At 65.2% G+C, this 22,925-nt stretch carries 19 protein-coding genes and 1 rRNA gene; 18 read left to right on the forward strand and 2 right to left on the reverse strand.

What is annotated here, in order from left to right:
- From rrf to glpK, 5 genes are all read left to right on the forward strand, one after another.
- Positions 1 to 93 (forward strand): 5S ribosomal RNA (gene rrf / locus ABIE56_RS22115); the annotation flags it as partial.
- 228 nt (positions 94 to 321) lie between these two features.
- Complete coding sequence (locus ABIE56_RS22120; protein ID WP_429245973.1) at positions 322 to 1,095, forward strand: DeoR family transcriptional regulator; 774 nt, start codon at positions 322 to 324, stop codon at positions 1,093 to 1,095.
- A gap of 344 nt (positions 1,096 to 1,439) precedes the next feature.
- Positions 1,440 to 2,954, forward strand: coding sequence for a glycerol-3-phosphate dehydrogenase (gene glpD, locus ABIE56_RS22125; protein ID WP_429245974.1), 1,515 nt, complete (start codon positions 1,440 to 1,442; stop codon positions 2,952 to 2,954).
- A gap of 43 nt (positions 2,955 to 2,997) precedes the next feature.
- On the forward strand, positions 2,998 to 3,837 hold the full coding sequence (locus ABIE56_RS22130; protein WP_429245989.1) for an MIP/aquaporin family protein: 840 nt from the start codon (positions 2,998 to 3,000) through the stop codon (positions 3,835 to 3,837).
- Between the two features lie 12 nt (positions 3,838 to 3,849).
- Complete coding sequence (gene glpK / locus ABIE56_RS22135; protein WP_429245975.1) at positions 3,850 to 5,355, forward strand: glycerol kinase GlpK; 1,506 nt, start codon at positions 3,850 to 3,852, stop codon at positions 5,353 to 5,355.
- Between the two features lie 95 nt (positions 5,356 to 5,450).
- On the opposite strand, the gene ABIE56_RS22140 is transcribed toward glpK, so the two are convergent.
- Positions 5,451 to 6,173: a hypothetical protein gene (locus tag ABIE56_RS22140; RefSeq protein WP_429245976.1), complete on the reverse strand. Its 723-nt coding sequence runs from the start codon at positions 6,171 to 6,173 to the stop codon at positions 5,451 to 5,453.
- 199 nt (positions 6,174 to 6,372) lie between these two features.
- Positions 6,373 to 7,308, reverse strand: a complete 936-nt coding sequence (locus ABIE56_RS22145; RefSeq protein WP_429245977.1) for a carbohydrate kinase family protein — start codon at positions 7,306 to 7,308, stop codon at positions 6,373 to 6,375.
- A gap of 400 nt (positions 7,309 to 7,708) precedes the next feature.
- Here ABIE56_RS22145 and ABIE56_RS22150 point away from each other — a divergent pair, with 400 nt between their 5' ends.
- The 13 genes from ABIE56_RS22150 (at position 7,709) to ABIE56_RS22210 (ending at position 22,732) form a co-directional block, all read left to right on the forward strand.
- The gene (locus ABIE56_RS22150) at positions 7,709 to 8,755 is read left to right on the forward strand and encodes a rod shape-determining protein (RefSeq protein WP_216158840.1); all 1,047 of its coding nucleotides are present in this window, start codon (positions 7,709 to 7,711) and stop codon (positions 8,753 to 8,755) included.
- Between the two features lie 38 nt (positions 8,756 to 8,793).
- Positions 8,794 to 9,813 carry a rod shape-determining protein MreC gene (mreC, locus tag ABIE56_RS22155; protein WP_429245978.1) on the forward strand — a complete coding sequence of 340 codons (1,020 nt, stop codon included), beginning with the start codon at positions 8,794 to 8,796 and terminating at the stop codon, positions 9,811 to 9,813.
- The gene (mreD, locus tag ABIE56_RS22160; RefSeq protein WP_429245979.1) at positions 9,810 to 10,301 is read left to right on the forward strand and encodes a rod shape-determining protein MreD; all 492 of its coding nucleotides are present in this window, start codon (positions 9,810 to 9,812) and stop codon (positions 10,299 to 10,301) included. The genes mreC and mreD overlap by 4 nt, the downstream gene beginning before the upstream one ends.
- Positions 10,298 to 12,301 carry a penicillin-binding protein 2 gene (gene mrdA / locus ABIE56_RS22165; protein WP_429245980.1) on the forward strand — a complete coding sequence of 668 codons (2,004 nt, stop codon included), beginning with the start codon at positions 10,298 to 10,300 and terminating at the stop codon, positions 12,299 to 12,301. The genes mreD and mrdA overlap by 4 nt, the downstream gene beginning before the upstream one ends.
- Before the next feature lie 26 nt (positions 12,302 to 12,327).
- Positions 12,328 to 13,419, forward strand: a complete 1,092-nt coding sequence (rodA, locus tag ABIE56_RS22170; RefSeq protein WP_429245990.1) for a rod shape-determining protein RodA — start codon at positions 12,328 to 12,330, stop codon at positions 13,417 to 13,419.
- A 62-nt stretch (positions 13,420 to 13,481) separates the two neighbouring features.
- The gene (gene mltB / locus ABIE56_RS22175) at positions 13,482 to 14,519 is read left to right on the forward strand and encodes a lytic murein transglycosylase B (protein WP_429245981.1); all 1,038 of its coding nucleotides are present in this window, start codon (positions 13,482 to 13,484) and stop codon (positions 14,517 to 14,519) included.
- Positions 14,516 to 15,892 carry a septal ring lytic transglycosylase RlpA family protein gene (locus tag ABIE56_RS22180; RefSeq protein ID WP_429245982.1) on the forward strand — a complete coding sequence of 459 codons (1,377 nt, stop codon included), beginning with the start codon at positions 14,516 to 14,518 and terminating at the stop codon, positions 15,890 to 15,892. The genes mltB and ABIE56_RS22180 overlap by 4 nt, the downstream gene beginning before the upstream one ends.
- Positions 15,893 to 15,934: 42 nt before the next feature.
- Positions 15,935 to 17,158, forward strand: a complete 1,224-nt coding sequence (locus tag ABIE56_RS22185; RefSeq protein ID WP_429245983.1) for a D-alanyl-D-alanine carboxypeptidase family protein — start codon at positions 15,935 to 15,937, stop codon at positions 17,156 to 17,158.
- A gap of 12 nt (positions 17,159 to 17,170) precedes the next feature.
- Complete coding sequence (locus tag ABIE56_RS22190) at positions 17,171 to 17,461, forward strand: DUF493 family protein (RefSeq protein ID WP_429245984.1); 291 nt, start codon at positions 17,171 to 17,173, stop codon at positions 17,459 to 17,461.
- 138 nt (positions 17,462 to 17,599) lie between these two features.
- Positions 17,600 to 18,268 carry a lipoyl(octanoyl) transferase LipB gene (lipB, locus tag ABIE56_RS22195; RefSeq protein ID WP_429245985.1) on the forward strand — a complete coding sequence of 223 codons (669 nt, stop codon included), beginning with the start codon at positions 17,600 to 17,602 and terminating at the stop codon, positions 18,266 to 18,268.
- Between the two features lie 12 nt (positions 18,269 to 18,280).
- Positions 18,281 to 19,279 (forward strand): lipoyl synthase, encoded by a 999-nt coding sequence (gene lipA / locus ABIE56_RS22200; RefSeq protein ID WP_429245986.1) that lies wholly within the window; start codon positions 18,281 to 18,283, stop codon positions 19,277 to 19,279.
- A gap of 26 nt (positions 19,280 to 19,305) precedes the next feature.
- Positions 19,306 to 21,624 (forward strand): carboxy terminal-processing peptidase, encoded by a 2,319-nt coding sequence (locus ABIE56_RS22205; protein ID WP_429245987.1) that lies wholly within the window; start codon positions 19,306 to 19,308, stop codon positions 21,622 to 21,624.
- A gap of 265 nt (positions 21,625 to 21,889) precedes the next feature.
- On the forward strand, positions 21,890 to 22,732 hold the full coding sequence (locus tag ABIE56_RS22210) for a mechanosensitive ion channel family protein (protein ID WP_429245988.1): 843 nt from the start codon (positions 21,890 to 21,892) through the stop codon (positions 22,730 to 22,732).
- Positions 22,733 to 22,925 lie beyond the last annotated feature (193 nt).

A 22,925-nucleotide genomic window follows, 5' to 3' on the forward strand; every position in this document is an offset into this window, starting at 1 on the left:
TCCCACCTGATCCCATCCCGAACTCAGAAGTGAAACGCGCATGCGCCGATGGTAGTGTGGCTCAAGCCATGCAAGAGTAGGTCACCGCCAGGGGCTTTATCCTAGAAGGCCTCCCCAATCGGGGAGGCCTTCGTCTTTTGTGGCGTTGCTGTCGTGCCCAACGAGCACGCACAGCAACAGGTCACCGCCAGGGGCCTTATACCCGGAAACCCGGTCTCATCTGAGACCGGGTTTTCTTTTGCCCGCGATTTGGCAAGCGCGCTCCTACAAATTCGCCCCAACTTGGTTCAAGACGACGGATCAGTGGGCTACTCTTAGTTCATGACAACGGATCTACGCCTCAACCGCCGCCAGGAAGAACTCATCGCGATCGTGCAACGCGAAGGCTTCGTGGCCGTCGATGAGCTGGCCACGCATTTCGACGTGGCCCCGCAGACCATTCGCCGCGACCTCAACCTGCTTGCCGATGGTGGCCTCATCCGCCGCTATCACGGCGGTGTCAGTGCGCCCTCGAGCATCGAGAACGTGGCCTATGCCGCGCGCCAGACACTGCAGGCCGCGGAGAAGAACCGCATTGCCCAGGCCATCGCCCGGCACATCCCGGATGGCTCCTCGCTGTTCATCAACCTGGGCACAACCAACGAGGGCGTGGGCCGGGCGTTGCTTGAGCATCGCAACCTCCGGGTCATCACCAACAACCTCAATATCGCCATCCTGCTCAGCGACAATCCGACCTTCGAGGTCATCGTCGCCGGCGGCGTGGTGCGCGGCCGCGACCACGGCGTCACCGGCGAGGCCACGATCGAGCTCATCCGCCAGTTCAAGGTCGACTACGGCATCATCGGCATCTCGGGCATCGAGCTCGATGGCACGCTGCTGGACTTCGATTTCCACGAAGTCCGCGTCGCCCAGACCATCATCGATCACTCGCGCCAGGTCATCCTGGGCGCCGACCACACCAAGATCGGCCGCAACGCCATGGTCCGCCTGGGCGATTTCTCCCGGGTCCATGCCTGGTACACCGACAAGCAGCCGCCCGACGAGCTGATGCCGGTACTGGCTGCCTCCGGAACCCAGCTGCACATCGCCGACTAACGTCCCCCCTGTGGGAGCGCGCTCGCGCGCGATCAGCCGACAGAGCGACGACGCGTATAAGACGGGCATCGCTGCAAGCACCCGATCGCGCGCAAGCGCGCTCCTACAGGGGTGCCACGAGCGTAGGCGTTGCGAGCCTCGCTAGGGGCCATTTACGCTGCGGTGCAGCGTGCGATGTTCGTTTGTGTTCGAATATGCTCCTTTGACGCCAGCGAAGCGTGACACGCCGTGTGAAATGTTCGTTATCGCGCAAGGATGCCGCTGAAAATCGTAAAAACGAACGTACCCGAACGTAGGGTTTTTCCTCGTGCTGCCACCTTCGCCCCTACCGAGCGGAGCGTGTGATGGTTGAGCAGGTCGATGTCCTGGTAATTGGTGGTGGCGTAAACGGCGTGGGTATTGCCCGCGATGCGGTAGGGCGTGGCCTTTCGGTATGGCTGTGCGAGCGCGACGATCTTGCGTCGCACACCTCGAGCGCCGCGACCAAGCTGATCCACGGTGGTCTGCGCTACCTCGAGCAGTTCGAATTTGCACTGGTGGGCAAGGCACTCGCGGAGCGCGAGGTGCTGCTCCGCGCCGCGCCGCACATCATCTGGCCACTGCGCTTCGTACTACCGCACCAGCCGCATCTGCGCCCGGCGTGGATGATCCGCATTGGCCTGTTCCTCTACGACCACCTGGGTCGCGGCCGCCGCACGTTGCCGGGTTCGCGCCGTGTGCGTTTTGCCAAGCATGTCACGGGCGAACCGCTGCGTGATGAGTTCCACCAGGGCTTCGTGTATTCGGATGCCTGGGTGCAGGATGCGCGCCTGGTCGTGCTCAATGCCATGGATGCCGTGCACCGCGGCGCCAAGATTGAAACCCATACGCGTTGCGTCAGCGCCCGCCGCGATGGTGATACCTGGATCGCCGAACTCGAGAAGCGCGATGGCACGCGCCACTTCGTCCGCGCCCGCGCGCTGGTGAACGCGGCCGGCCCGTGGGCTGCCAGCTTCCTCGATGACGTGGCGCACGTGAAGCACAGCCACACCCTCCGCCTGATCAAGGGTAGCCACATCGTGGTGCCCAAGATCTTCGACCACCGCTACGCCTACATCTTCCAGCAGCCCGATCGGCGCATCGTTTTCGCCATCCCCTACGAGCGCGATTTCACCCTGATCGGCACCACCGATATCGAATACAAGGCGGATCCCTCGCACCCGGTCATCGATGCCGAGGAAACCCAGTACCTGTGCGAAGCGACCAATCGCTACTTCAAGAAGCAGCTCACGCCCGCCGACGTGGTGTGGAGCTACAGCGGTGTGCGCCCGCTCCTGCAGGATGAAGCAGGCAGCGCCTCGGAAGTCACGCGCGATTACCTGCTCGATATCGACCAGACCGGCGGCGCACCCTTGTTGAACGTCTTCGGCGGCAAGCTCACCACGTTCCGCAAGCTCTCCGAAGAAGCGGTCGACAAGCTGGCCCCGTTGCTCGGCAACGATAAGCCCGCCTGGACGGCCGATGCGCGCCCGTTGCCGGGCGGCGGCGAGCGCGATATCGATGCACTCACCGACGATATCCGCGCGTCGCGCCCGTGGCTGCCAGAAACCTTCGCATGGCGGCTTACCCACATGTACGGCACGCGTGCGCGCGACCTGCTGGGTGAAGCCAACGGGCTCGAAGCACTCGGCATCCATTTTGGCTCCGACCTGTACCAGGCCGAGGTGGATTACCTCGTACGTCACGAATGGGCTACGGAAGCGCAGGACATACTCTGGCGGCGCAGCAAGATCGGGCTGCGGGTGGGTCCCGATGATGTGAGCCGCCTTACCGAATACCTCAAACAACGTGTCCCGCAAGGGCCCACCACCAGCGCGTAACGCCCCCGGGCGCTACGTCACCATGAAACCGATGGAGAGACGGATCATGCGGCAACAGATCGGCGAACTGATATCAGAAGCCCTCGCGATGTTCATCATCATCGCGTTCGGCGATTCCGTAGCGTGCATGTACGTGCTCTACGATCCCAGTCCCTACCTCAATGCGTATTGGGGCGTGTGTATCGCGTGGGGCCTTGCCGTTACCATTGCGATCTACGCGACCGCCTCGGTATCCGGCACCCACGCCAATCCCGCGGTCACGCTGGCCCTGGCGATCTTCCGCGACTTCTCGTGGAAGAAGGTGGTGCCGTACTGGATCGCCCAGGTCATCGGTGCCTTCCTCGGCGCGGCCATCGTCTACGCCCTGTTCGGGCCGGTCATCGATCACTTCAACGAAACCCACAACCTCACCCGTGAGGCGGGCGGCGCGGCCGGTGTGTTCTTCACCCACCCGGGCCTGGCGATCACCCCGATGCACGCGCTGTCCGATCAGATCATCCTGACCGCGTTCCTGTTGTTCGGCATCTTCGCCATCACCGAGCAGTACAACGAGACCGCGCCGGGCGCCAACAGCGGCGCGCTCATCATCGGCCTGCTGGTCGCCACCATTGGCGCCTCCATGGGCTACCTCGAAGCCTGGGCGATCAACCCGGCCCGTGACTTCGGCCCGCGCCTGTTCGCCTTCTTCGCTGGCTGGGGTTCCTCGGCGCTGCCTTCACCGGATAACTACTGGTGGGTGCCCATCGTCGGCCCCCTGATCGGCGGTGTCGTCGGCGGTGGCGCGTACCAGCTGCTGGTGCACCCGTTCCTGCCGGCCCGCCAGCGTGCGCTCGAAGAAGCGCGCCAGGCCGCCAACCGCAATTCCTCCCACCCCACCCGTTAACAGAGGCCAGAGATGAGCAAGCAGAAATACATCCTCGCCATCGACCAGGGCACCACCAGCTCACGCACCATCCTGTTCGATCACGACGGCAATATCGCCGGTACCGCCCAGCGCGAATTCCCGCAGATTTTCCCGCAGCCGGGCTGGGTGGAACACAACCCGCGCGAGATCATGACCAGCGTGCTGTCGACCATGACCGAGGTCATCAGCAGCTCGGGTATCGATGCCTCGTGTATCGAAGGCATCGGCATCACCAACCAGCGCGAAACCGCGGTGGTGTGGGACAAGGCCACCGGCCAGCCCATCTATAACGCCATCGTGTGGCAGTCACGGCAGACCGCGGACATCTGCGAGCGCCTGAAGAAGGAAGGCCACGACAAGATGGTCCGCGACAAGACGGGCCTGCTGATCGACGCCTACTTCGCTGGCACCAAGGTGCGCTGGATCCTCGACCACGTGGAAGGCGCGCAGGAACGGGCGGAGAAGGGCGAGCTGCTGTTTGGCACCATCGATACCTGGGTGATCTGGAACCTTACCGGCGGCAAGGTGCACGTCACCGATTACACCAACGCCTCGCGCACGCTCATGTACGACATCTACAAGCGCCAGTGGGACGATGAGCTGCTGAAGATGCTCAACGTGCCGAAGGCCATGCTGCCGGAAGTGAAGTCGTCCAGCGAGGTGTACGGCAACACGCAGGCCAAACACTTCTTCGGCCGCGAAGTGCCGATCGCCGGTATCGCCGGTGATCAGCAGGCGGCGTTGTTTGGCCAGGCATGTTTTGAGCCAGGCCTGGCGAAGAACACCTATGGCACGGGCTGCTTCATGCTGATGAACACGGGTGAGAAAGCCGTGCCGTCGAAGAACGGCCTGCTCACCACCATCGCGTGGGGCCTGGATGGCAAGGTGGAATACGCGCTCGAAGGCAGCATCTTCGTCGCCGGTTCCGTCATCCAGTGGTTGCGCGATGGCCTGCGCATGCTCGGCAAGGCCGCAGATTCACAGGAGTATGCCGAGCGGGCGAAGGACAACGATGGCGTCTACTTCGTGCCGGCCTTCGTCGGCCTTGGCGCGCCGTACTGGAAGAGCGATGTACGCGGCGCCATCTTCGGCCTAAGCCGTGGCACGACGAAAGAGCAGTTCATTCGTGCGGCACTGGAATCGATGGCGTACCAGACGCGCGACGTGCTGGAAGCGATGCAGAGCGACTCGGGTATCCAGCTGAAGGAACTGCGTGCGGATGGCGGCGCTATCGCCAACGACTTCATGGCGCAATTCCAGGCCGATATCCTCGATGTCACCTTGCTGCGCCCGAAGGTGCAGGAAACGACCGCGCAAGGCGCCGCCTACCTCGCCGGCCTCGCCGTGGGTTTCTGGAAGAGCAAGGAAGATATCGCCAAGCGCTGGGCCGTCGATCGCGAGTTCAAGCCATCGATGACCAAGGAAACGCGCGACGACCTGTACGATGGTTGGAAGCAGGCGGTGAACGCCACGATGGGCTTCAAACCCCGCAACTAAAGGCTCTATGTAGGAGTGCGCTTGCGCGCGATGCCCGGTGCGGCAAGCACCCATCGCGCGCAAGCGCGCTCCTACAATGGCTTTCGCCGCCGGCGTTACACCGCCAGCTTCATCGATTCCAGTTCGGTCGTCTGCCGGTAGCTGCGCACACCCTTGCTGCTGTATTCCTCAATCACCGACTTCACCGCGCGCTTTACCGAGGGTACGTACCAGAAGGCGCGATACATACGGCCGGAGGTCTGGTGCGGCGGTTCGGCGACCGTGGTGCTGGTGGTCGCACCGCTACCGGCCGTGCCCACGGAGCGATTGCTGGAGGCGCTCGCACCGGTCGTCATGCCGCCCCAGGTTCCTTCAGCTTCCACCTTGAGCGCACGGAACTTGCCCGCGGGCACTTCGATATCTTCCCAGCCGACGACGACGTAATGCGACGTCCAGGTCTCGGTGGAATACATCGGATTAGGGTTGGCTACGGTGTAGCTCACATCCCACGACTTGCCTTCGATCAGGGGAAACTGGAACGGTTTCTCGACCACCACCGCCTTGCCGGCATTCTCGTGCGCGCGGCTCCAGTCGCTGCCAAACATCTCCGCGACGGGCGGCGTCGTCGAACCGGTGGGCGATACGTCAACCAGGATGGCATCGCGGCTTACACGCTCCACCTTGCTATCCACATCGTGGCGTTCGAACTGCTGGCCCTTTTCCGTGGTGACGCGGAACGTCCACGCGTCGTTGGCTTTTACGTTCGGCGCATCGGCGCTCTGGGCAAAGATCGCGGGCGCGGCAAGGAGCAGCCCGAGTACAACCGGCAGTCGGTACATGTGCGTTTTTCCCCTGGTGGTGTCTTCCTGAGGGGCGAGCATAGCGCTGGAGCGGGTGGCCGCCTATAGCTGCATCGGCGCCCGGAAATGCCATTACAGTCGCAAGAAAATGCGGGGATGACCGGCTTTCGCCATGGCGAACGACGGGCACAAAAAAGGGGCGGCGCATCGCTGCGCCGCCCCTTTTTTGCAGGCCCTATCAGCCCAGCTTGTAACCGAACTGGTCTTCGAATTCGGCGACGAACTGGTCGTAGGTGAAGAACTGGTTCTGCGTGCCCGGGTGTTCCACCTTCAGCGCACCCATGAGCGACGCCATGCGACCAACGGTGGCCCAGTCGTAGTTCTTCATGATGCCGAAGATGAGGCCGGCGCGGTACGCATCGCCGCAACCGGTCGGGTCCACCACCTGGCGCTCGCGTGCCGGCGGAATCTCGATCGTGCTGCCATCGGCGTAGATGAGCGAGCCGCGCGGGCCGAGCGTCACGATGTACGCCTTCACCTTCGAAGCGATCTCTTCCGCGTTCCAGCCGGTGCGCTGCTGCAGCAGCTGCGACTCGTAATCGTTGACGATGACGTACGTCGCCTTCTCGATCATCGAGCGGAACTCATCGCCGTTGAACAGCGGCATGGCCTGGCCCGGATCGAAGATGAAAGGCACGCCGCGCGCGGCGAACTCATCCACGTGCTGCAGCATGGCTTCGCGGCCGTCCGGCGCGACGATGCCGAACTCATAGTTCGGGATATCGCGCACGTGGTTGTCGTGCGCGTTCGACATGGCACCCGGGTGGAACGCCGTGATCTGGTTGTTATCCAGGTCGGTGGTGATGAAGCACTGCGGAGTGAACATGTCGTCGTACTGGCGCACGCCATCCAGGCGAATGCCGTGCTTTTCCATGTGCGCGCGGTACGGCGCGAAATCCTGGCCCACCGTGGCGACCGGCATCGGCTCACCGCCCAGCAGCTTCAGGTTGTAGGCAATGTTGCCGGCGCAACCGCCGAACTCGCGGCGCATGGCCGGCACCAGGAACGACACATTCAGGATGTGCACCTGATCAGGAATGATGTGGTTCTTGAACTGGTCCTGGAACACCATGATGGTGTCGTACGCAAGCGATCCGCAGATAACGGCAGTCATCGTCTAAATAATCCAATAAGTACATGTAGGAGCGCGCTCGCGCGCGATGCTCTTAAACCCAAGCTCCGAAGTCCCGCAGCCCCTGTAGTTCCGTAAAAGCATCGCGCGCAAGCGCGCTCCTACAAGGGTGATGCCAGCCCCAGACGTAGCGGCTGGGCCAGCCCCGGGGCAGGCCGCAGGACGAGCCCAAGACAGGGCTCCGGCAAACCGGCGGATCGTACTAAAAAATGCCCCTGTCGGCGACTCCCTGAATACGTACAGATTTACGGATCCAGTACAGAATCCCATCGCATCATTCAGACTTACAAGGCTTTCTTAACTTCTCCGCCCTTGCGCCCCAAGGGGGCGCAATCTAGACTTCCGTGCTTACTTTTTCCGGCTATCGGGCGCCCGCCGCATCATGTTTAAGAAGTTCCGCGGACTCTTTTCGAACGACATCTCCATCGATCTCGGCACGGCGAATACGCTCATTTATGTGCGTGGGCAGGGCATTGTCCTGAACGAGCCGTCGGTCGTGGCCATCCGCCAGGATCGTGGCCCGGGCGGCCCGCGTGCGGTTGCCGCCGTGGGCGGTGACGCCAAGCGCATGCTCGGCCGTACCCCGGGCAACATCGCCACGGTGCGCCCCATGAAGGACGGCGTGATTGCCGACTTCACCATGACCGAGGCGATGCTCCAGCACTTCATCAAACAGGTCCACCGCTCGCGCATGCTGCGTCCCAGCCCGCGCGTGCTGGTCTGCGTGCCGTGCGGCTCCACCCAGGTGGAACGTCGCGCCATCAAGGAATCGGCCGAAGGCGCCGGTGCCCGTGACGTATTCCTGATCGAAGAACCGATGGCGGCCGCGATTGGCGCCGGTATTCCGGTGCATGAGGCCCGCGGCTCCATGGTCCTGGATATCGGCGGCGGTACCTCCGAAGTGGCGGTCATCTCGCTGAATGGCATCGTGTACTCGCAGTCCGTGCGTGTCGGTGGCGATCGCTTCGACGAAGCCATCATCAACTACGTGCGCCGCAACCACGGCACCCTCATCGGCGAATCCACCGCCGAGCGGATCAAGCTCGAGGTGGGCTGTGCCTTCCCGCAGAGCGAAGTCCGTGAGATGGAAATCTCCGGCCGTAACCTGGCCGAGGGCGTGCCGCGCATGTTCACGATCAACTCCAACGAAGTGCTGGAAGCCCTGCACGAGCCGCTTTCGGGCATCGTGGCGGCGGTGAAGGCAGCGCTGGAGCAGACCCCGCCGGAGCTGTGCTCCGACGTGGCCGAGCGCGGCATCGTGCTCACCGGTGGTGGCGCCCTGCTGCGCGACCTGGATCGCCTCATTTCCGAGGAAACCGGCCTGCACGTGGCCGTGGCCGATGACCCGCTCACCTGCGTGGCCCGCGGCGGCGGCAAGGCCCTCGAAATGATCGACCAGCACGGCAGCGACTTCTTCGCTTTCGAATGATGGACGCGCGCGCCGCGTCGGCCTGGGCGCGCTAATCCATGGCCCTTAATCGCGACGATAAGTCGCCGTTGTTCTCGCCCGGCGTGGCGGGCACCCTGCGGCTTATCGTGTACCTCGCGCTCGCCTGCGTGCTGATGGTCCTGGACCATCGCGGCGGGTGGCTGGCCAATGTGCGCTACGGCCTGTCGATCATCGTGGAGCCCGTCTACCGGATCGCCGGCCTGCCATCGCAGGGTTTCCAGGCGGCCACGGTGGCGTTCGCCGATCGGCAGCGCCTGACCGAGGCCAACCAGCGCCTGCGCGAGGATCTGCTGCTGGCCAATGCCAAGCTCAACCGCATGGCTTCGGTGGCCGAGCAAAACCAGCGCCTGAAAGAATTGCTCGACACCCAGCACAGCCTGTCGCTCAACGTGCAGCTGGCCCGCCTGATCGGCGTGGACCTGGGCGCGTTCCGCCACCGCATCACGCTGAACGTGGGCGCCCGTGACCAGGTGAAAGTGGGGCAGGTGGTGATCGATGCGCGCGGTGTCATGGGCCAGATCATCGAAGTGATGCCGACCACCTCCGTGGCCATGCTCATCACCGATCCGAACCACGCCATTCCCGTGACCATCGAGCGGACGGGCTTGCGTACCGTGGCTTATGGCTCGCGCGGCGGCGATATGCTCACGCTCCCGAACATTCCGGTTTCGGCCGATGTGCAGGCGGGCGATAAGCTGGTCACGTCGGGCCTGGGCGGACGTTTCCCCACGGGTTTCCCGGTAGGCACCATCCGCGACGTGGGGCAGACCGCCTCCGGCACGTTCCTGTCGGCCAATGCCGTGCCGGCCGCCGATCTGGACCGTAGCGAAGACGTCCTGCTGCTGCACGACCTGGCCGAAGCCGCCGGCCCGCCGGAACTCGCGCCGAACGCGGGCCCGCCGGCCGATATGGCGCCGGATCCGAACGCACCGCCGAGCACGCCCGCGCCCAACCCGACGCTGCCCAAGGTCACCGCGCCCACGGCCAGCGGCGCGCCCGCACGTGCCTCCAGCAGCGCCAATGGGGGCACGCCATGAACAAGATCCGTGTACGCCAGCTCTGGTTTGCCGCCACGCTGCTGCTCTCGCTCGTGCTCATGCTGGTGCCGTTGCCCGGTCCGCTCACCCCGTACAAGCCGTACTGGCCGGCGCTGGTGCTGCTTTACTGGTGCCTGCAATCGGGCGATCGCGTGACCCTGGGCCTGGCGTTCTGCCTGGGCGTCGGCGCCGATCTGTTCGATGGCATGTTGCTGGGCGAACAGGCGCTGCGCCTAACCGCCATGGTGTTCATCGCCTTGCGCTTTCGCTCGCGCCTGCGCTTCTTCCCCATGTGGCAGCAGACCCTGGCCGTGCTCGGCTTCCTGCTCAACGACCGCGTGCTCCTGCTGCTGGTCCGCGTGCTGGGCGGTGATCCGTTGCCGCCGGCCGAATTCTGGATCTCGCCGTTCGTGGGCGCGGCCCTGTGGCCGTTCCTGTTCCTGATCCTCGACGACCTGCGCGCCCGCCTGCGCATCCACGAGGCATGAGCCTCCGGCGCGCCTCCATCAAGGAAATGCGCGGTGAGGTGGCGTTGTTCCGCCGCCGCGCACTGGCCGGGTTCGGGTTGATCCTGCTCGGCCTCATCGCCGTGTGCACGCGTTACGTGTACCTGCAGGTCTACCACCACGACGAATTCGCGGCGCGCTCGGAACAGAACCGGATCAAGCCGCGCGCCATCCCGCCGGCACGTGGGCTTATCTACGATCGCAACGGCGTGCTGCTGGCCGACAACGTGCCGGCCTTCCGCCTGGAAGTGACGCCCGAGCAAGTGGGCGACATGGACAAAATGCTAGCCGACCTGGGCGCCGTCGTACCGCTCAGCGATGACGACATCACGCTGTTCAAGAAGCAGGTGAAGCAGAGCCGCCGGTTCGAAGGCGTACCGCTGAAGCTCAAGCTCACCGAGGACGAGATCGGCCGCTTCGCCGTGAACCGCTGGCGCTTCCCCGGCGTGGACGTGGTGCCGTACCTCACCCGCCGCTACATGATGGGCCCGGAATTCGCGCACGTGATCGGCTATGTCAGCCGTATCGATGCCGATGACCTTGATCGCATGGATGACGACGAAGAGGCCAGCTACAAGGGCACGACGCACATCGGCCGCATCGGCATCGAGCGCTATTACGAAAAGCTGCTGCACGGCGCACCCGGCTATGAGCTGGTGGAAGTGAACGCGGATGGCCGCACCCAGGCCGTGCTCGATACCACGCCGCCGACGCCGGGCAAGAACCTTTATCTGTCGATCGACGTGCGCCTGCAGAAGGCCGCGCTGGAAGGCCTGGCCGGGCGCCCTGGCGCCGCCATCGCCATCGATCCGCGCAACGGGCAGGTGCTGGCGTTTGCCAGCGAGCCCACGTACGACCCCAACTTGTTCGTCAACGGCATCAGCACGGCCGATTACAAGGCGCTGAATACCGACCCCGACAAGCCGCTGGTCAACCGCGCGTTGCGCGGCGTGTACCCGCCGGGCTCCACGGTTAAGCCGCTGCTCGCGCTGGGCGGCCTCACCCTGGGCCTGCGCCGCCCGACCGATACGGTGTTTTCGAACGGCCAGTTCTGCATCCCCGGCCAGAGCCGCTGCTACCGCGATGATGACCGCGGCGGCAACGGCACGGTCAACATGATGCAGGCGATCGAGCATTCGACGAACACGTACTTCTACAAGCTCGCGCTCGACATGGGCATCGACCGGTTGTCGGGCTGGATGTCGAAGTTCAGCTTCGGCAGCAAGACCGGCATTGATCTGGTCGGTGAGGCCGAGGGCGTGCTGCCTTCGCGCGAGTGGAAGGCGAAGCGCTCGAAGGCTGGCTGGTTCCCTGGCGAAACCATCATTTCAGGCATCGGCCAGGGCTACTGGGCGGTCACTCCCATCCAGCTGGCGCATGCCATTGCCACCTTCGCCGGGCACGGTATCCCCTACGCGCCGCACCTGCTCATGGATACGCAGGATGGCGTGGATAGCCCGCGTGTCGCGCAATCGTTCCCGCCCGAAGGGCCCTCGATCGTCAAACGCGATAGCGACTGGCAGGCGGTGAACCAGGGCATGATCGATGTGATCAACTCGGGCAAGGGCACCGGCAAGAAGCTGGGCATCGGCTTCCCGTTCGTCATGGCGGGCAAGAGCGGCACGGCCGAGCGCTTCTCGCGCAAGACCGACGCTTACGACACGAACAAGAACTCCGCGTACCTCGCCGCGCGCCACCGCGCATGGTTCATCGCGTATACGCCGGCGGACGATCCGAAGATCGCGGTAGCGGTGCTGCTGGAAGCCGGCGCCTGGGGCGCCCAGGATTCCGGCCCCATCGTGCGCAAGATCCTCGACCAGTGGGTGGTCGACCAGGGCGGCGCGCGTCCGGAAGAGCTGCCCGCAGGCCCGATCGCCACCTCGGATGCGCCGATCGAGAGCGCACCGGCCAGCGCTGGCAGCGCGCCCGCCCCGGCGGATAGCAGCGAACTGCCGCCCGACGACAACGGCGAGGACCAGTAACCGTGCTCGAGCAACTCACCGTCCGCATGAAGCGTTTTGGCTTGCGCCTGCTCACGCGGCCACGCCTGGACCTGCCCCTGCTGCTGGCGCTGTTCCTGCTCGCCTGCGCGGGCCTGGCCACGCTGTACAGCGCGGGCGGCGGCAACTATTCGCTGGTGGGCGGCCAAGCCGCGCGCTTCGTGCTCGGCGGCGTGCTGCTGCTGGTGATTTCGCGCATCCCGCCGCCGGTGCTGCGCTCGTGGACCCCGTGGCTCTACGCCGGCAGCACCGCCCTGTTGTTCGTGGTGGCGGCGCTGGGCGAGGGCAGGGGCGCGTACCGCTGGCTCGATCTCGGCTTCATGCGCTTCCAGCCCTCGGAACTGCTGAAGCTCACCATGCCGATGATGGTGGCCTGGTACCTGCACCCGCGGCAGCTGCCGCCAGGCTGGAAGGACATCATCGTGGTCGGCCTGCTGATCGCGGTGCCCGCCGGCCTGATCGCGGAACAGCCCGACCTGGGCACGGCGCTGCTGGTGGCGGGCGCGGGCGCCTTCGCCCTGTTCCTGTCGGGCATGGCCTGGTGGCGCATCGGCCTGCTGGTGGGCGGCGCGGGCGCCGCCATCCCGGTCGCCTGGCAGTTTCTGCACGAATACCAGCGCAACCGTGTGCGCACCCTGCTCGATCCCGAATCCGATCCGCTGGGCAACGGCTGGCACATCATCCAGTCGAAGATCGCGGTGGGTTCCGGCGGCGTGTTCGGCAAGGGCTGGCAGCACGGCACCCAGTCGCGTCTGGATTTCCTGCCCGAGCACACCACCGACTTCATTTTCGCGGTGTTTTCCGAGGAATTCGGCCTGGTCGGCGTCATCGCCATCATGCTGCTATACGCCTTCATCATCGGGCGCTGCCTGTGGATCGCAATGAACGCGCGCGACACCTACTCGCGTCTCCTCGCTGGCGCGATTGGCATGAGCTTTTTCGTATACGTGGCCGTGAACGGCGGCATGGTCGCCGGCATCCTGCCCGTGGTGGGCGTGCCCATGCCGCTGGTCAGCTACGGTGGCACGTCTGCGGTGTCGTTGCTCACGGGCTTTGGCGTGCTCATGTCCATCCACGCCAACCGGAAGCTCCACGATTAATGGCTGAACGCGTGCATTTCCCGGCCCCGGATGCGCCACTTTCGCGTGTTACGCTTCGGGCCATGGATGACGCTCTGCCTGCGCACCGCGCACGACCCGCACGATTTGTTCCGCGCCTTCTCGGCGTGACGCTCCTGCTCCCCCTGCTTTTCGCCGCGAATGCGCGGGCCGCCACGGAAACCCATCCGGGCCAGGCTGCGCTCGTGCGCGAGGTGGCGAAGGACACCGGCAAGAGCCCCTGGGCGCTGAACAAGCTGCTCGATAACGCCAAAATGCAGCAGGGCATCATCGATGCCATGAACCGCCCGGCCGAAGGCAAGCCGTGGAGCGTCTACCGGCCCATCTTCCTCACCGAGGAGCGGATCCAGGCCGGCGCCGATTTCTACCGCACGCACCGCGCGCTGCTCGATGGCATCAGCCGCAAATACGGCGTGCCCGCCGAGTACATCGTGGCCATCGTGGGCGTGGAAACCTTCTACGGCCGCAACACCGGCAAGTACAAGGTGCTCGATGCACTCACCACGCTGGCCTTCTACTACCCCAAGCGTGCGCCGTTCTTCCGCGAGCAGCTGAAGGTGCTGCTGGAGCTGCCCGCGAACCACCTGGGTGGCCCGCTGGATACGCTTACCGGTTCGTATGCGGGCGCGCAGGGCTGGGGCCAGTTCATGCCGTCGTCCATCCGCGACTGGGGCGTGGATTACGACGGCGATGGCCGCATCGACATGAAGGGCTCGATGGGCGATATCTTCGCCAGCGTCGCCAACTACTTCAAAGAACACGGCTGGGAAACCAGCGGCCCCGTCGCCGCCCGCGCCCAGCCCGATCGCCGTGCGAAGGCACCGGCCGTGCCCAAGGACTGGCACACCGCCGCCCCCGTGGAATCGTTCGTGGCCACCGGCTTCGCGCCGCTGCAGCACCTGGACCCGGGCCGCGATGCGCAGCTGCTGCGCCTGGATGGCCCGGGCGGTGACGAATACTGGTTCACCTTCCAGAACTTCTACGTGATCACCACCTACAACCGCAGCCCCATGTACGCCCTGGCCGTGGATCAGCTGGCGCAGGAAATCCGCGCCCGCGTGAAAGGCCCAGGCGCACGATGAACAAGGGCACCGTGGGGGCGGTGATGTTGGTGGCGGTGCTGTTGACCGCCTGCGGTGGCGGCAGCCACAACACCCGGCCGTCATCGGGCAAGCGTTCTGGCGGCGGCTCCGGCCGCCCGTACGACGACATCAGCCGCTCGCAGGGCTCGCGCTACGGCAGCAAGAACGACAGCGTGCCCACCGAGATGCCGGACTTCAGCAAGATCCCCGAGCCGGTGCCGAAGAACGAGCCGCGCTCGCTGTACGGCAATAAATCGCCGTACTCGGTGCTGGGCCAGACCTACAACGTGCTGCCCACGCCCAAGGGCTATGTGGAGCGCGGCATCGCCTCGTTCTACGGCAACAAGTTCCACGGCTACAAAACCTCGAACCTCGAGGAATACGACATGTACCAGTTCAGCGCGGCGCATAAGACGCTGCCGCTGCCGAGCTACGCGCGTGTCACCAACCTTGAGAACGGCAAGAGCGTGGTAGTGCGGATCAACGATCGCGGCCCGTTCCACGAAAATCGCATCATCGATCTGTCCTTCGCCGCCGCCGTGAAGATCGGCGTGTGGCCCAGCGGCACGGGCCTGGTCGAAGTGCGTGCCATCGATCCGAACGATCCGGCGGCGACATCGGCGCCGCCGTACGTGCAGACCACGCCGAAGCCGGCCCCGGTCACGGCACCGCCGCCGCCCGTGCGTTCCGCGCGCACGCCGCCGGCGCCCGCTGCACGCACCGCGCCTACGGCGGCGGCTGTCGCAACGGGCGCTGCGCTCGCAGCCGCCCCGCGTCCGGCACCGACATCCACCACCTCCACGCCGGTGGCCGTCGGCAACCCCGAGGATGCCGGCCCGGTGCCCGGCATGACTAATGCGTCCGTGAACGACGCACTGCCACCGGCGGGCGGGCAGGGCACGGCGCCGGCCAGCACGCAGGTCGTGCGCTCGGCGGCGGGCTCGCCAGGCGTCGCGAGCGGCGCTACGGCCTCCGGTGCGCCGCTCGCCACCCGCGCGCCGTCGGCCGATATTCCGGCCCCCGTGGGCACCACGATCCCCGTCGCGAAAGCGCCGCAGACGGCCGCCGCGACACCGCCGCCCAGCACGCCGCCCAGCACGCCGCCCAGCGCCGCCAGCCCGGCCGCGGTGCCCGGCAAACCCAGCATTTACCTCCAGGTCGGCGCCTTCTCCGATGTGGCCAACGCCAACCGCGTGGCCGATCAATTGAACCGCGCCGGCCTGGGCCCTGTCAGTGTCATCGAGACCAGCCTGGGCGGCCGCAACGTGCGCCGCGTGCGCGTGGGCCCGCTGGCCGATGTGGATACCGCTGACAAAGTGACCGACCAGATTGCCGGCATGGGCCTGCCCAGGCCCTCGGTCGCGGTAGACTGAGCCCCTTTTTTCCTGTTTGTTTTTGACTGGACCGCTGAAACGATGAAGCTCTTGCCCCGTTCCCTGTTCGCTTTCGCCGCCGCCGCGCTTGTCGCCGGCGTGACCGTGGCGCAGCAGACGCCGCCGCGTCCCGCGGTACCGCGCCCCGTGGTGCCCGATGCGCCCGTGCCGCCGCCGCCGGAAGTGGATGGCAAGAGCTGGGTGCTGATGGACTACAACACCGGGCAGATCATCGCGTCGAAGGATCCGGATGTGCAGGTCGAGCCGGCCTCGATCACCAAGGTGATGACCGATTACGTCGTCTCCGCCGAGATCGCCAACGGCAAGATCCACATGACCGATCCGGTCACGATCAGCGAGAACGCATGGCGTGGCGGCGGTGCCAGCACCGATGGCTCCACCAGCTTCCTCAAGCTCAACAGCCAGGTCCCGCTGAAGGACCTGCTGTACGGCATGATCATCCAGTCGGGTAACGATGCCGCCATCGCCCTGGCCGAGCACACCGCAGGCTCCGAGCCGGCGTTCGCGAACCTCATGAACGCCTATGCCAAGCAGATCGGCATGGTGCATTCGAACTTCCAGAACGCCTCGGGCTACCCGATCGCCAACCACTACACCACCGCCCACGACATCGCGATCCTGTCGCGCGCGCTCATCCACGATTTCCCCGAGGATTACGCGATCTCGGCCGTGAAGGAGTTCGAGTGGAACGGCATCAAGCAGCACAACCGCAACCTGCTGCTGTGGCGCGATAACACCGTCGATGGCATCAAGACCGGCCACACCGCCGCCGCCGGCTACTGCCTGGCCGCCTCGGCCAAGCAGGGCGATGCCCGCATGATCGCGATCGTGATGGGTGCCAGCAGCGAGAAGGGCCGCGCCGATGCCGCGCTGGCGCTTATGAACTATGGCTTCCGCTTCTACGAAAGCCACAAGCTGTACGACGCCAACAAGCCGCTGGCCACGCCCAAGCTTTGGAAGGGTGCCGAAAACACGCTGCCGCTGGGCGTCACCGAAAACGTGATGATCTCGGTCAAGCGTGGCGACTACGACAAGCTGAAGGCCAACCTCGATATCCCGTCCACCCTGATCGCCCCGTTCAAGAAGGGCCAGCAGGTGGGCACGCTGCACGTCACGATGGATGGCCAGCCGGTCACCGACGTGCCCCTCGTGGCCCTGAACGATGCACCGGAAGGCGGCTTCTTCTCGCGCCTGTGGGACACGATCATGCTGTGGTTCCATAGCGACGACAGCGGCAAGAAGTAAGGAGCGCGGGCCATGAAAGAAATCGATTTCAGCCAGGCCAAGGCCGAAGGCAAGGGCTTCCAGTTCCCGGGCCAGTTCGAGATCACGGCCATCGGCAACGCCAACACGGGCCTAACGGCCCGTGTGCCGGAGATCCTGCACGGTATCGGCCTGGAAGTACTGCACGAGACGGTGACCTCCAAGCTCACCCCGGCCGGCAACTACGAGTCGGTCGCGGTCAGCTTCGTCGCACCCAGCCGTGAGAAATACATGGAAGCCCACGACGCCCTGCGCGCCGACGCCAACATCCGCTTCACCCTGTAAGCGATCGCCACCCCCGGCCGGCGGTCCCCACGGAACCGCCGGCCCGGCCATGGCGGCAAAGCCCCGATGGGCGGCGGGTTCTTGTATCGTTGCGGCTGAACCCGCATTTAGTCCCCATTCCCCTACGTCCCCTGCGCCATGACTCTCCCCCTCAACGTTCGCCGGCTGGGGCGCGTGCCCTACGAAACCTCTTGGAAGGCCATGAGCGCCTTCACCGACAACCGCACCGACGACACCGTCGACGAGCTGTGGCTGCTGGAGCACGACCCGGTGTTCACGCTGGGGCAGGCGGGGCTGGATGAGCACGTGCTGTTCGCCGGGGGTATCCCCGTGGTCCGCGTGGATCGCGGTGGCCAGGTCACCTACCACGGCCCGGGCCAGATCGTGGCCTACCCCATGATGAACCTGCGCCGCGTGGGCGTGAGCGTCCGCGACATGGTCTGCAAGATCGAGCAGGCCATCATCGATACCCTGGGTGAGTGGAATATCGGCGCCGACCGGCGCGATGGCGCCCCCGGCGTGTACACCGCCGATGCCAAGGTGGCCGCCCTGGGCCTGCGCGTGCGCCGCGGCTGCAGCTTCCACGGCCTGGCCTTCAACGTAAACATGGACCTGGAGCCCTTCCACCGCATCAACCCCTGCGGCTACAAGGGCTTGGAGGTCACCCAGGTGGTAGACTTGGGTGGTCCGTCGCGGTTGCAGGACGTGGAAGACGTGCTGGTACAGGAATTCTGTAAACAGTTCGGTTTCCACGAAGTCCGCTCCGCCCCCGTTATCCCCGAACTCCCCGCCCGCATTGCGGTCTGAGGTCGTAGCCATATGAGCCAAACCGCCCCCTCCCCGGTCCGTAGCATCCCCATCGCCGTCGTCGACAAGCCCGGCGAAAAGATGCTCGGCAACGACAAGATCGCGCTCAACCGCGCGGCTTTCGAAACGGATGTGCCCGTTCTGCGCAAGCCGAGCTGGATCCGCGTGCGCCTGCCCCAGGGCAACGCCGTGCAGCAGCTCAAGGCGCGCCTGCGTGAAAATTCGCTGGTCACCGTGTGCGAGGAAGCCTCGTGCCCGAACATCCACGAGTGCTTCAGCAAGGGCACGGCCACCTTCATGATCCTGGGCGAGGTCTGCACCCGCCGCTGCTCGTTCTGCGATGTGGCCCACGGCCGCCCGCTGGCGCCGGATCCGCTGGAACCCGCGCGCCTGGCCGAGACCATCCGCGACATGCGCCTGAAGTACGTGGTCATCACCTCGGTGGACCGCGATGACCTGCGCGATGGCGGTGCCGAGCACTTCGCGTCCTGCATCCGCGCCGTGCGCCACGCCAGCCCCAACATCCGCATCGAAATCCTCACCCCGGATTTCCGCGGCAAGGGCCGCATGGAGCGCGCGCTGGAGGTCCTGAAGGATTTCCCGCCGGATGTGTTCAACCACAACCTGGAAACCGTGCCGCACCTGTACCGCGAAGTGCGCCCCGGTGCCGATTACCAGTGGTCGCTCGACCTGCTCAAGCGCTTCAAGGCGCAGCACCCGGATGTCCCGACCAAGTCCGGCATCATGCTGGGCCTGGGCGAAACCATGGAGCAGGTGCTCGAAACCATGCGCGATCTACGCGCCCATGACGTCGACATGATCACCATTGGCCAGTACCTGCAGCCCACGGCTCACCACCACCCGGTGGTTCGCTACTGGACGCCGGACGAATTCGAGGCGCTGCGCGTCGCCGGTGAAGAGATGGGCTTCGGCCATGTCGCTTCGGGCCCGTTGGTGCGATCCTCCTACCATGCCGACCTGATGGCCCACGCCGCCGGCGTCGTCGAATAAACGCTCCAAGCACTTCGAGGCATTACATGACCCTTCGCCCCGTGTCGCTCGCCCTCCTGCTGGCCCTTTCCGCCACGGGGGCGTACGCCCAGAATGCCGCCCCACAGCAGCCTGGCGCGACACCGCCGGCGAAGAGTGCTGCCCCGCAGCCCAAGGATGCCTCGGAGGCTGCCACCTCCCCGGAGCCGCAGAAGAAGGAATCCTCCCTTCCGCTGAAGCCCACCTCGGCGGAAACGCAGGCCGCGCAGCTTTCCGCGCGCTTCCTCACCCGTTTCCACTACCAGGCGCAGCCGCTCGATGACGCCATGTCGGCCAAGATCTACAAGGCCTACTTCGACGACCTGGATAGCGAGAAGGTCTTCTTCACCCAGGAAGACATGGCCAAGTTCGAACCGCTGAAGACGCAGTTCGACGACGCCATCTGGAACCAGGACCTCACCGGCCCGTTCTCGGTGTTCAACCTGTACATCACGCGCGCCGTCGATCGCATGAACTATGCGCGCGGCCTGCTGAAGAAAGGTTTCGACTTCAACACGAACGAAACCTTCAACTTCGATCGCAAGAAGGCGGCCATCCCGAAGGACCAGGCCGAGCTGGACGATGTGTGGCGCAAGCGCACCATGAACGACTGGCTGCGCCTGAAGCTGGCCGGCAAGAGCGATGACGATATCCGCAAGACGCTCGACAAGCGCTACGCCACGTACATCAGCCGCGTGCGCCAGCTCGATGACGAGGACGCCACCCAGGCGTTCATGACTGCCTACGCGAACTCCACCGATCCGCACACCGATTACCTCGGCCCCCGTGCGGCCGATGCGTTCGATATCGCCATGCGCCTGTCGCTGGAAGGTATCGGCGCGGTGCTGCAGGCGCGCGACGACTACACCACCATCCGTGAGCTCGTGCCGGGCGGCCCCGCCGCCAAGTCGAACAAGCTGAAGCCGGGCGACCGCATCGTGGCCATCGGCCAGGGCGAAACCGGCCCCATGGTCGATGTGGTGGGCTGGCGCCAGGATGACGTGGTCAAGCTCATCCGCGGCAAGAAAGACACCACCGTGCGCATCGAAGTGCTCCCGGGCGATGCCGGCGTGGATGGCAAGCACGATATCGTGACCCTTGTGCGCAAGAAGGTCACCATGGAAGAGCAGGCCGCCAAGTCGAAGGTCATCGACGTGAAGGATGGCGATGTCACGCGCAAGATCGGCGTGATCGAGCTGCCCACGTTCTACCAGGATTTCGGCGCGCGCCGTAATGGCGATGCCAACTTCAAGAGCGCCACCCGTGATGTCGCCAAGCTGCTGACCGACCTGAAGGCGCAGCACGTCGAAGGCGTGATCATGGATCTGCGCAACAACGGCGGCGGCTCGCTCAACGAAGCCACCGAGCTCACCGGCCTGTTCATCGATACCGGCCCGGTCGTGCAGGTGCGCGATGCGCGCGGCCAGGTCGAGGCACAGGGCGATGACCAGCCGGGCATGTCGTGGGATGGCCCCATGGCGGTCATGGTCAACCGTGGTTCCGCATCGGCGTCGGAAATCTTCGCTGCCGCCATCCAGGATTACGGCCGCGGCCTGATCATCGGCGAGCCCACCTTCGGCAAGGGCACCGTGCAGAACCTGGTGGACCTGGACCGTTTCGGCAAGGCGCAGACCGGCGAAGATGCGAAGTACGGCGAGCTCAAGATGACCATCGCCGAATTCATCCGCATCAACGGCGATAGCACGCAGCTGCGTGGTGTCACCCCCGATGTGCAGTTCCCGCAGAACGGCGATGCGAAGGAGTTCGGTGAATCCACCTACGACAACGCGCTGCCGTGGCGTCATATCGATCCGGCCGATTACAAGCCGGTTGCCGACCTGAAGCCGATCGTGGGCCCGCTCAACCAGAAGCACCAGGCACGCGTGGCGACCTCGCCGGCGTGGAAGCTGATGCTCGATGAGCTGGCGCAGTACCAGAAGCTGCGCGACAAGACCGATATCTCGCTGAACTTCGCCGCCCGCCAGGCCGAGCGCAAGCAATTCGATGCCACGCAGGCCGATTTCCGTGCACGCCGCAAGGCGATCTTCGGTGGTGATGGCAGTGCGGATGCGAGCGACCAGGACAACGGTGATGATGGCCTGAACGCGAACGAGCGCAGCATCAAGAGCGACCTGAAGCAGGAAGCCGAGGCCAAGAAGGCCAAGGACACCCCGCTGGATGAGGCGGCGCACATCGTCAGTGACGAGGTGGCGCTCATCAAGGGCGATGCGAAGCTCGCTTCCGATGTGCTGCCGTACGGCGGCAGGAAAATCGATACGCCGCCGCAAACGGCCCAGGCCGCGAAGCCGGTGCCGAGCACCCCGTAACGCTGAGAAGGCCCCGAAAGGGGCCTTTTTCTTGCCTCGTCGCGCCTCGTCATCGGTTCATTCGCTGGCGCGAATGCATGTCTTTAGCGGCTTACGCCGCGCGTTTCGTGCCGCATGAGCTTCGCTCGTTGTAGGAGCGCGCTTGCGCGCGATGGGTGCTCGCGGCAAGGCCGGATCGCGCGCAAGCGCGCTCCTACAAGAGGCTTTCACTTTTGTGTTGGTAGCCTGCGTCGCGAACTTTCGCTTCGGATAAGGCAGGCTTCGCATGCTCGACTTCCTCGATCACCTCGGTATCGACCACGCCACGCGGCTGGTCATCATTGCCTGGTCCATCCGTATCGGCCTTTCGCTGGTGGCGTTGGGCATCGGCTTCTGGATCGCTGCGCGTGTGGCCAATCTCGGCAAGCGTGCCCTGGAGCGGGCGCGTGTGGACGACACACTGGCCGGGTTCCTGCGCAACGCCATCTACGGCCTGCTGATTGCGTTTGTGATCGTGCAGGTGATGGGCATGGCTGGGATTCCCACGGCCTCGTTTATCGCTGCGCTGGGCGCGGCGGGTTTGGCCATTGGCCTGGCATTGAACAGCTCGCTGTCGAATCTGGCGTGGGGTGTGTTGCTCATCCTGTTCCGCCCGTATCGCATTGGCGATTACGTGTTGGTCGGTGGGGTAGAGGGCACGGTGGAGAGCATCAACCTGATGCACACCTACGTGATCACGCCGGATAACCGCGAAGCCGTGGTACCGAACTCGAAGGTCGGCGGCGACGCGATCATCAACTTCAACCGCCGTGGCACCCGCCGGTTTGAGGTGAAGGTGGGCATCGCTTATACGGACGATATCGGCAAGGCCATGGATATCGTGCGGGGCCTGCTTGAAGCCGATTCGCGGATCATGAAGGACCCGGCCCCGGGCGTGTGGACCGATAGCCTGGGTGCCTCCAACGTGACCCTGGTGATCCGCGGCTGGTGCACGGTGGCCGATATGTACGGCGCCCAGACCACGCTGCTGCTCAACATCAAGGACCAGTTCGGCCAGGCGGGGATCACCATTCCCTCGTCGTCGACGGATATCCGGCTATTGCCGGCCGAGCAGCCCGCCGCGCCTTGATACGCACGCGCCAGCGCATATACGCGCTGGCGCTACGGCGCTGCGGCAACCCCTGTAGGAGCGGGGGGGGGGGGGGGGGGGGGGGGGGGGGGCGCCCCCCCCCCCCCCCCCCCCCCCCCCGCGGGGGGGGGGGGGGGGGGGGCGCCCACACCCCCAACCCCCCCCCCCACCCACCACTAGGGAGCGGAGGCGG

It is taken from the genome of Luteibacter sp. 621 (genome assembly GCF_050435445.1).
Taxonomy (GTDB): domain Bacteria; phylum Pseudomonadota; class Gammaproteobacteria; order Xanthomonadales; family Rhodanobacteraceae; genus Luteibacter.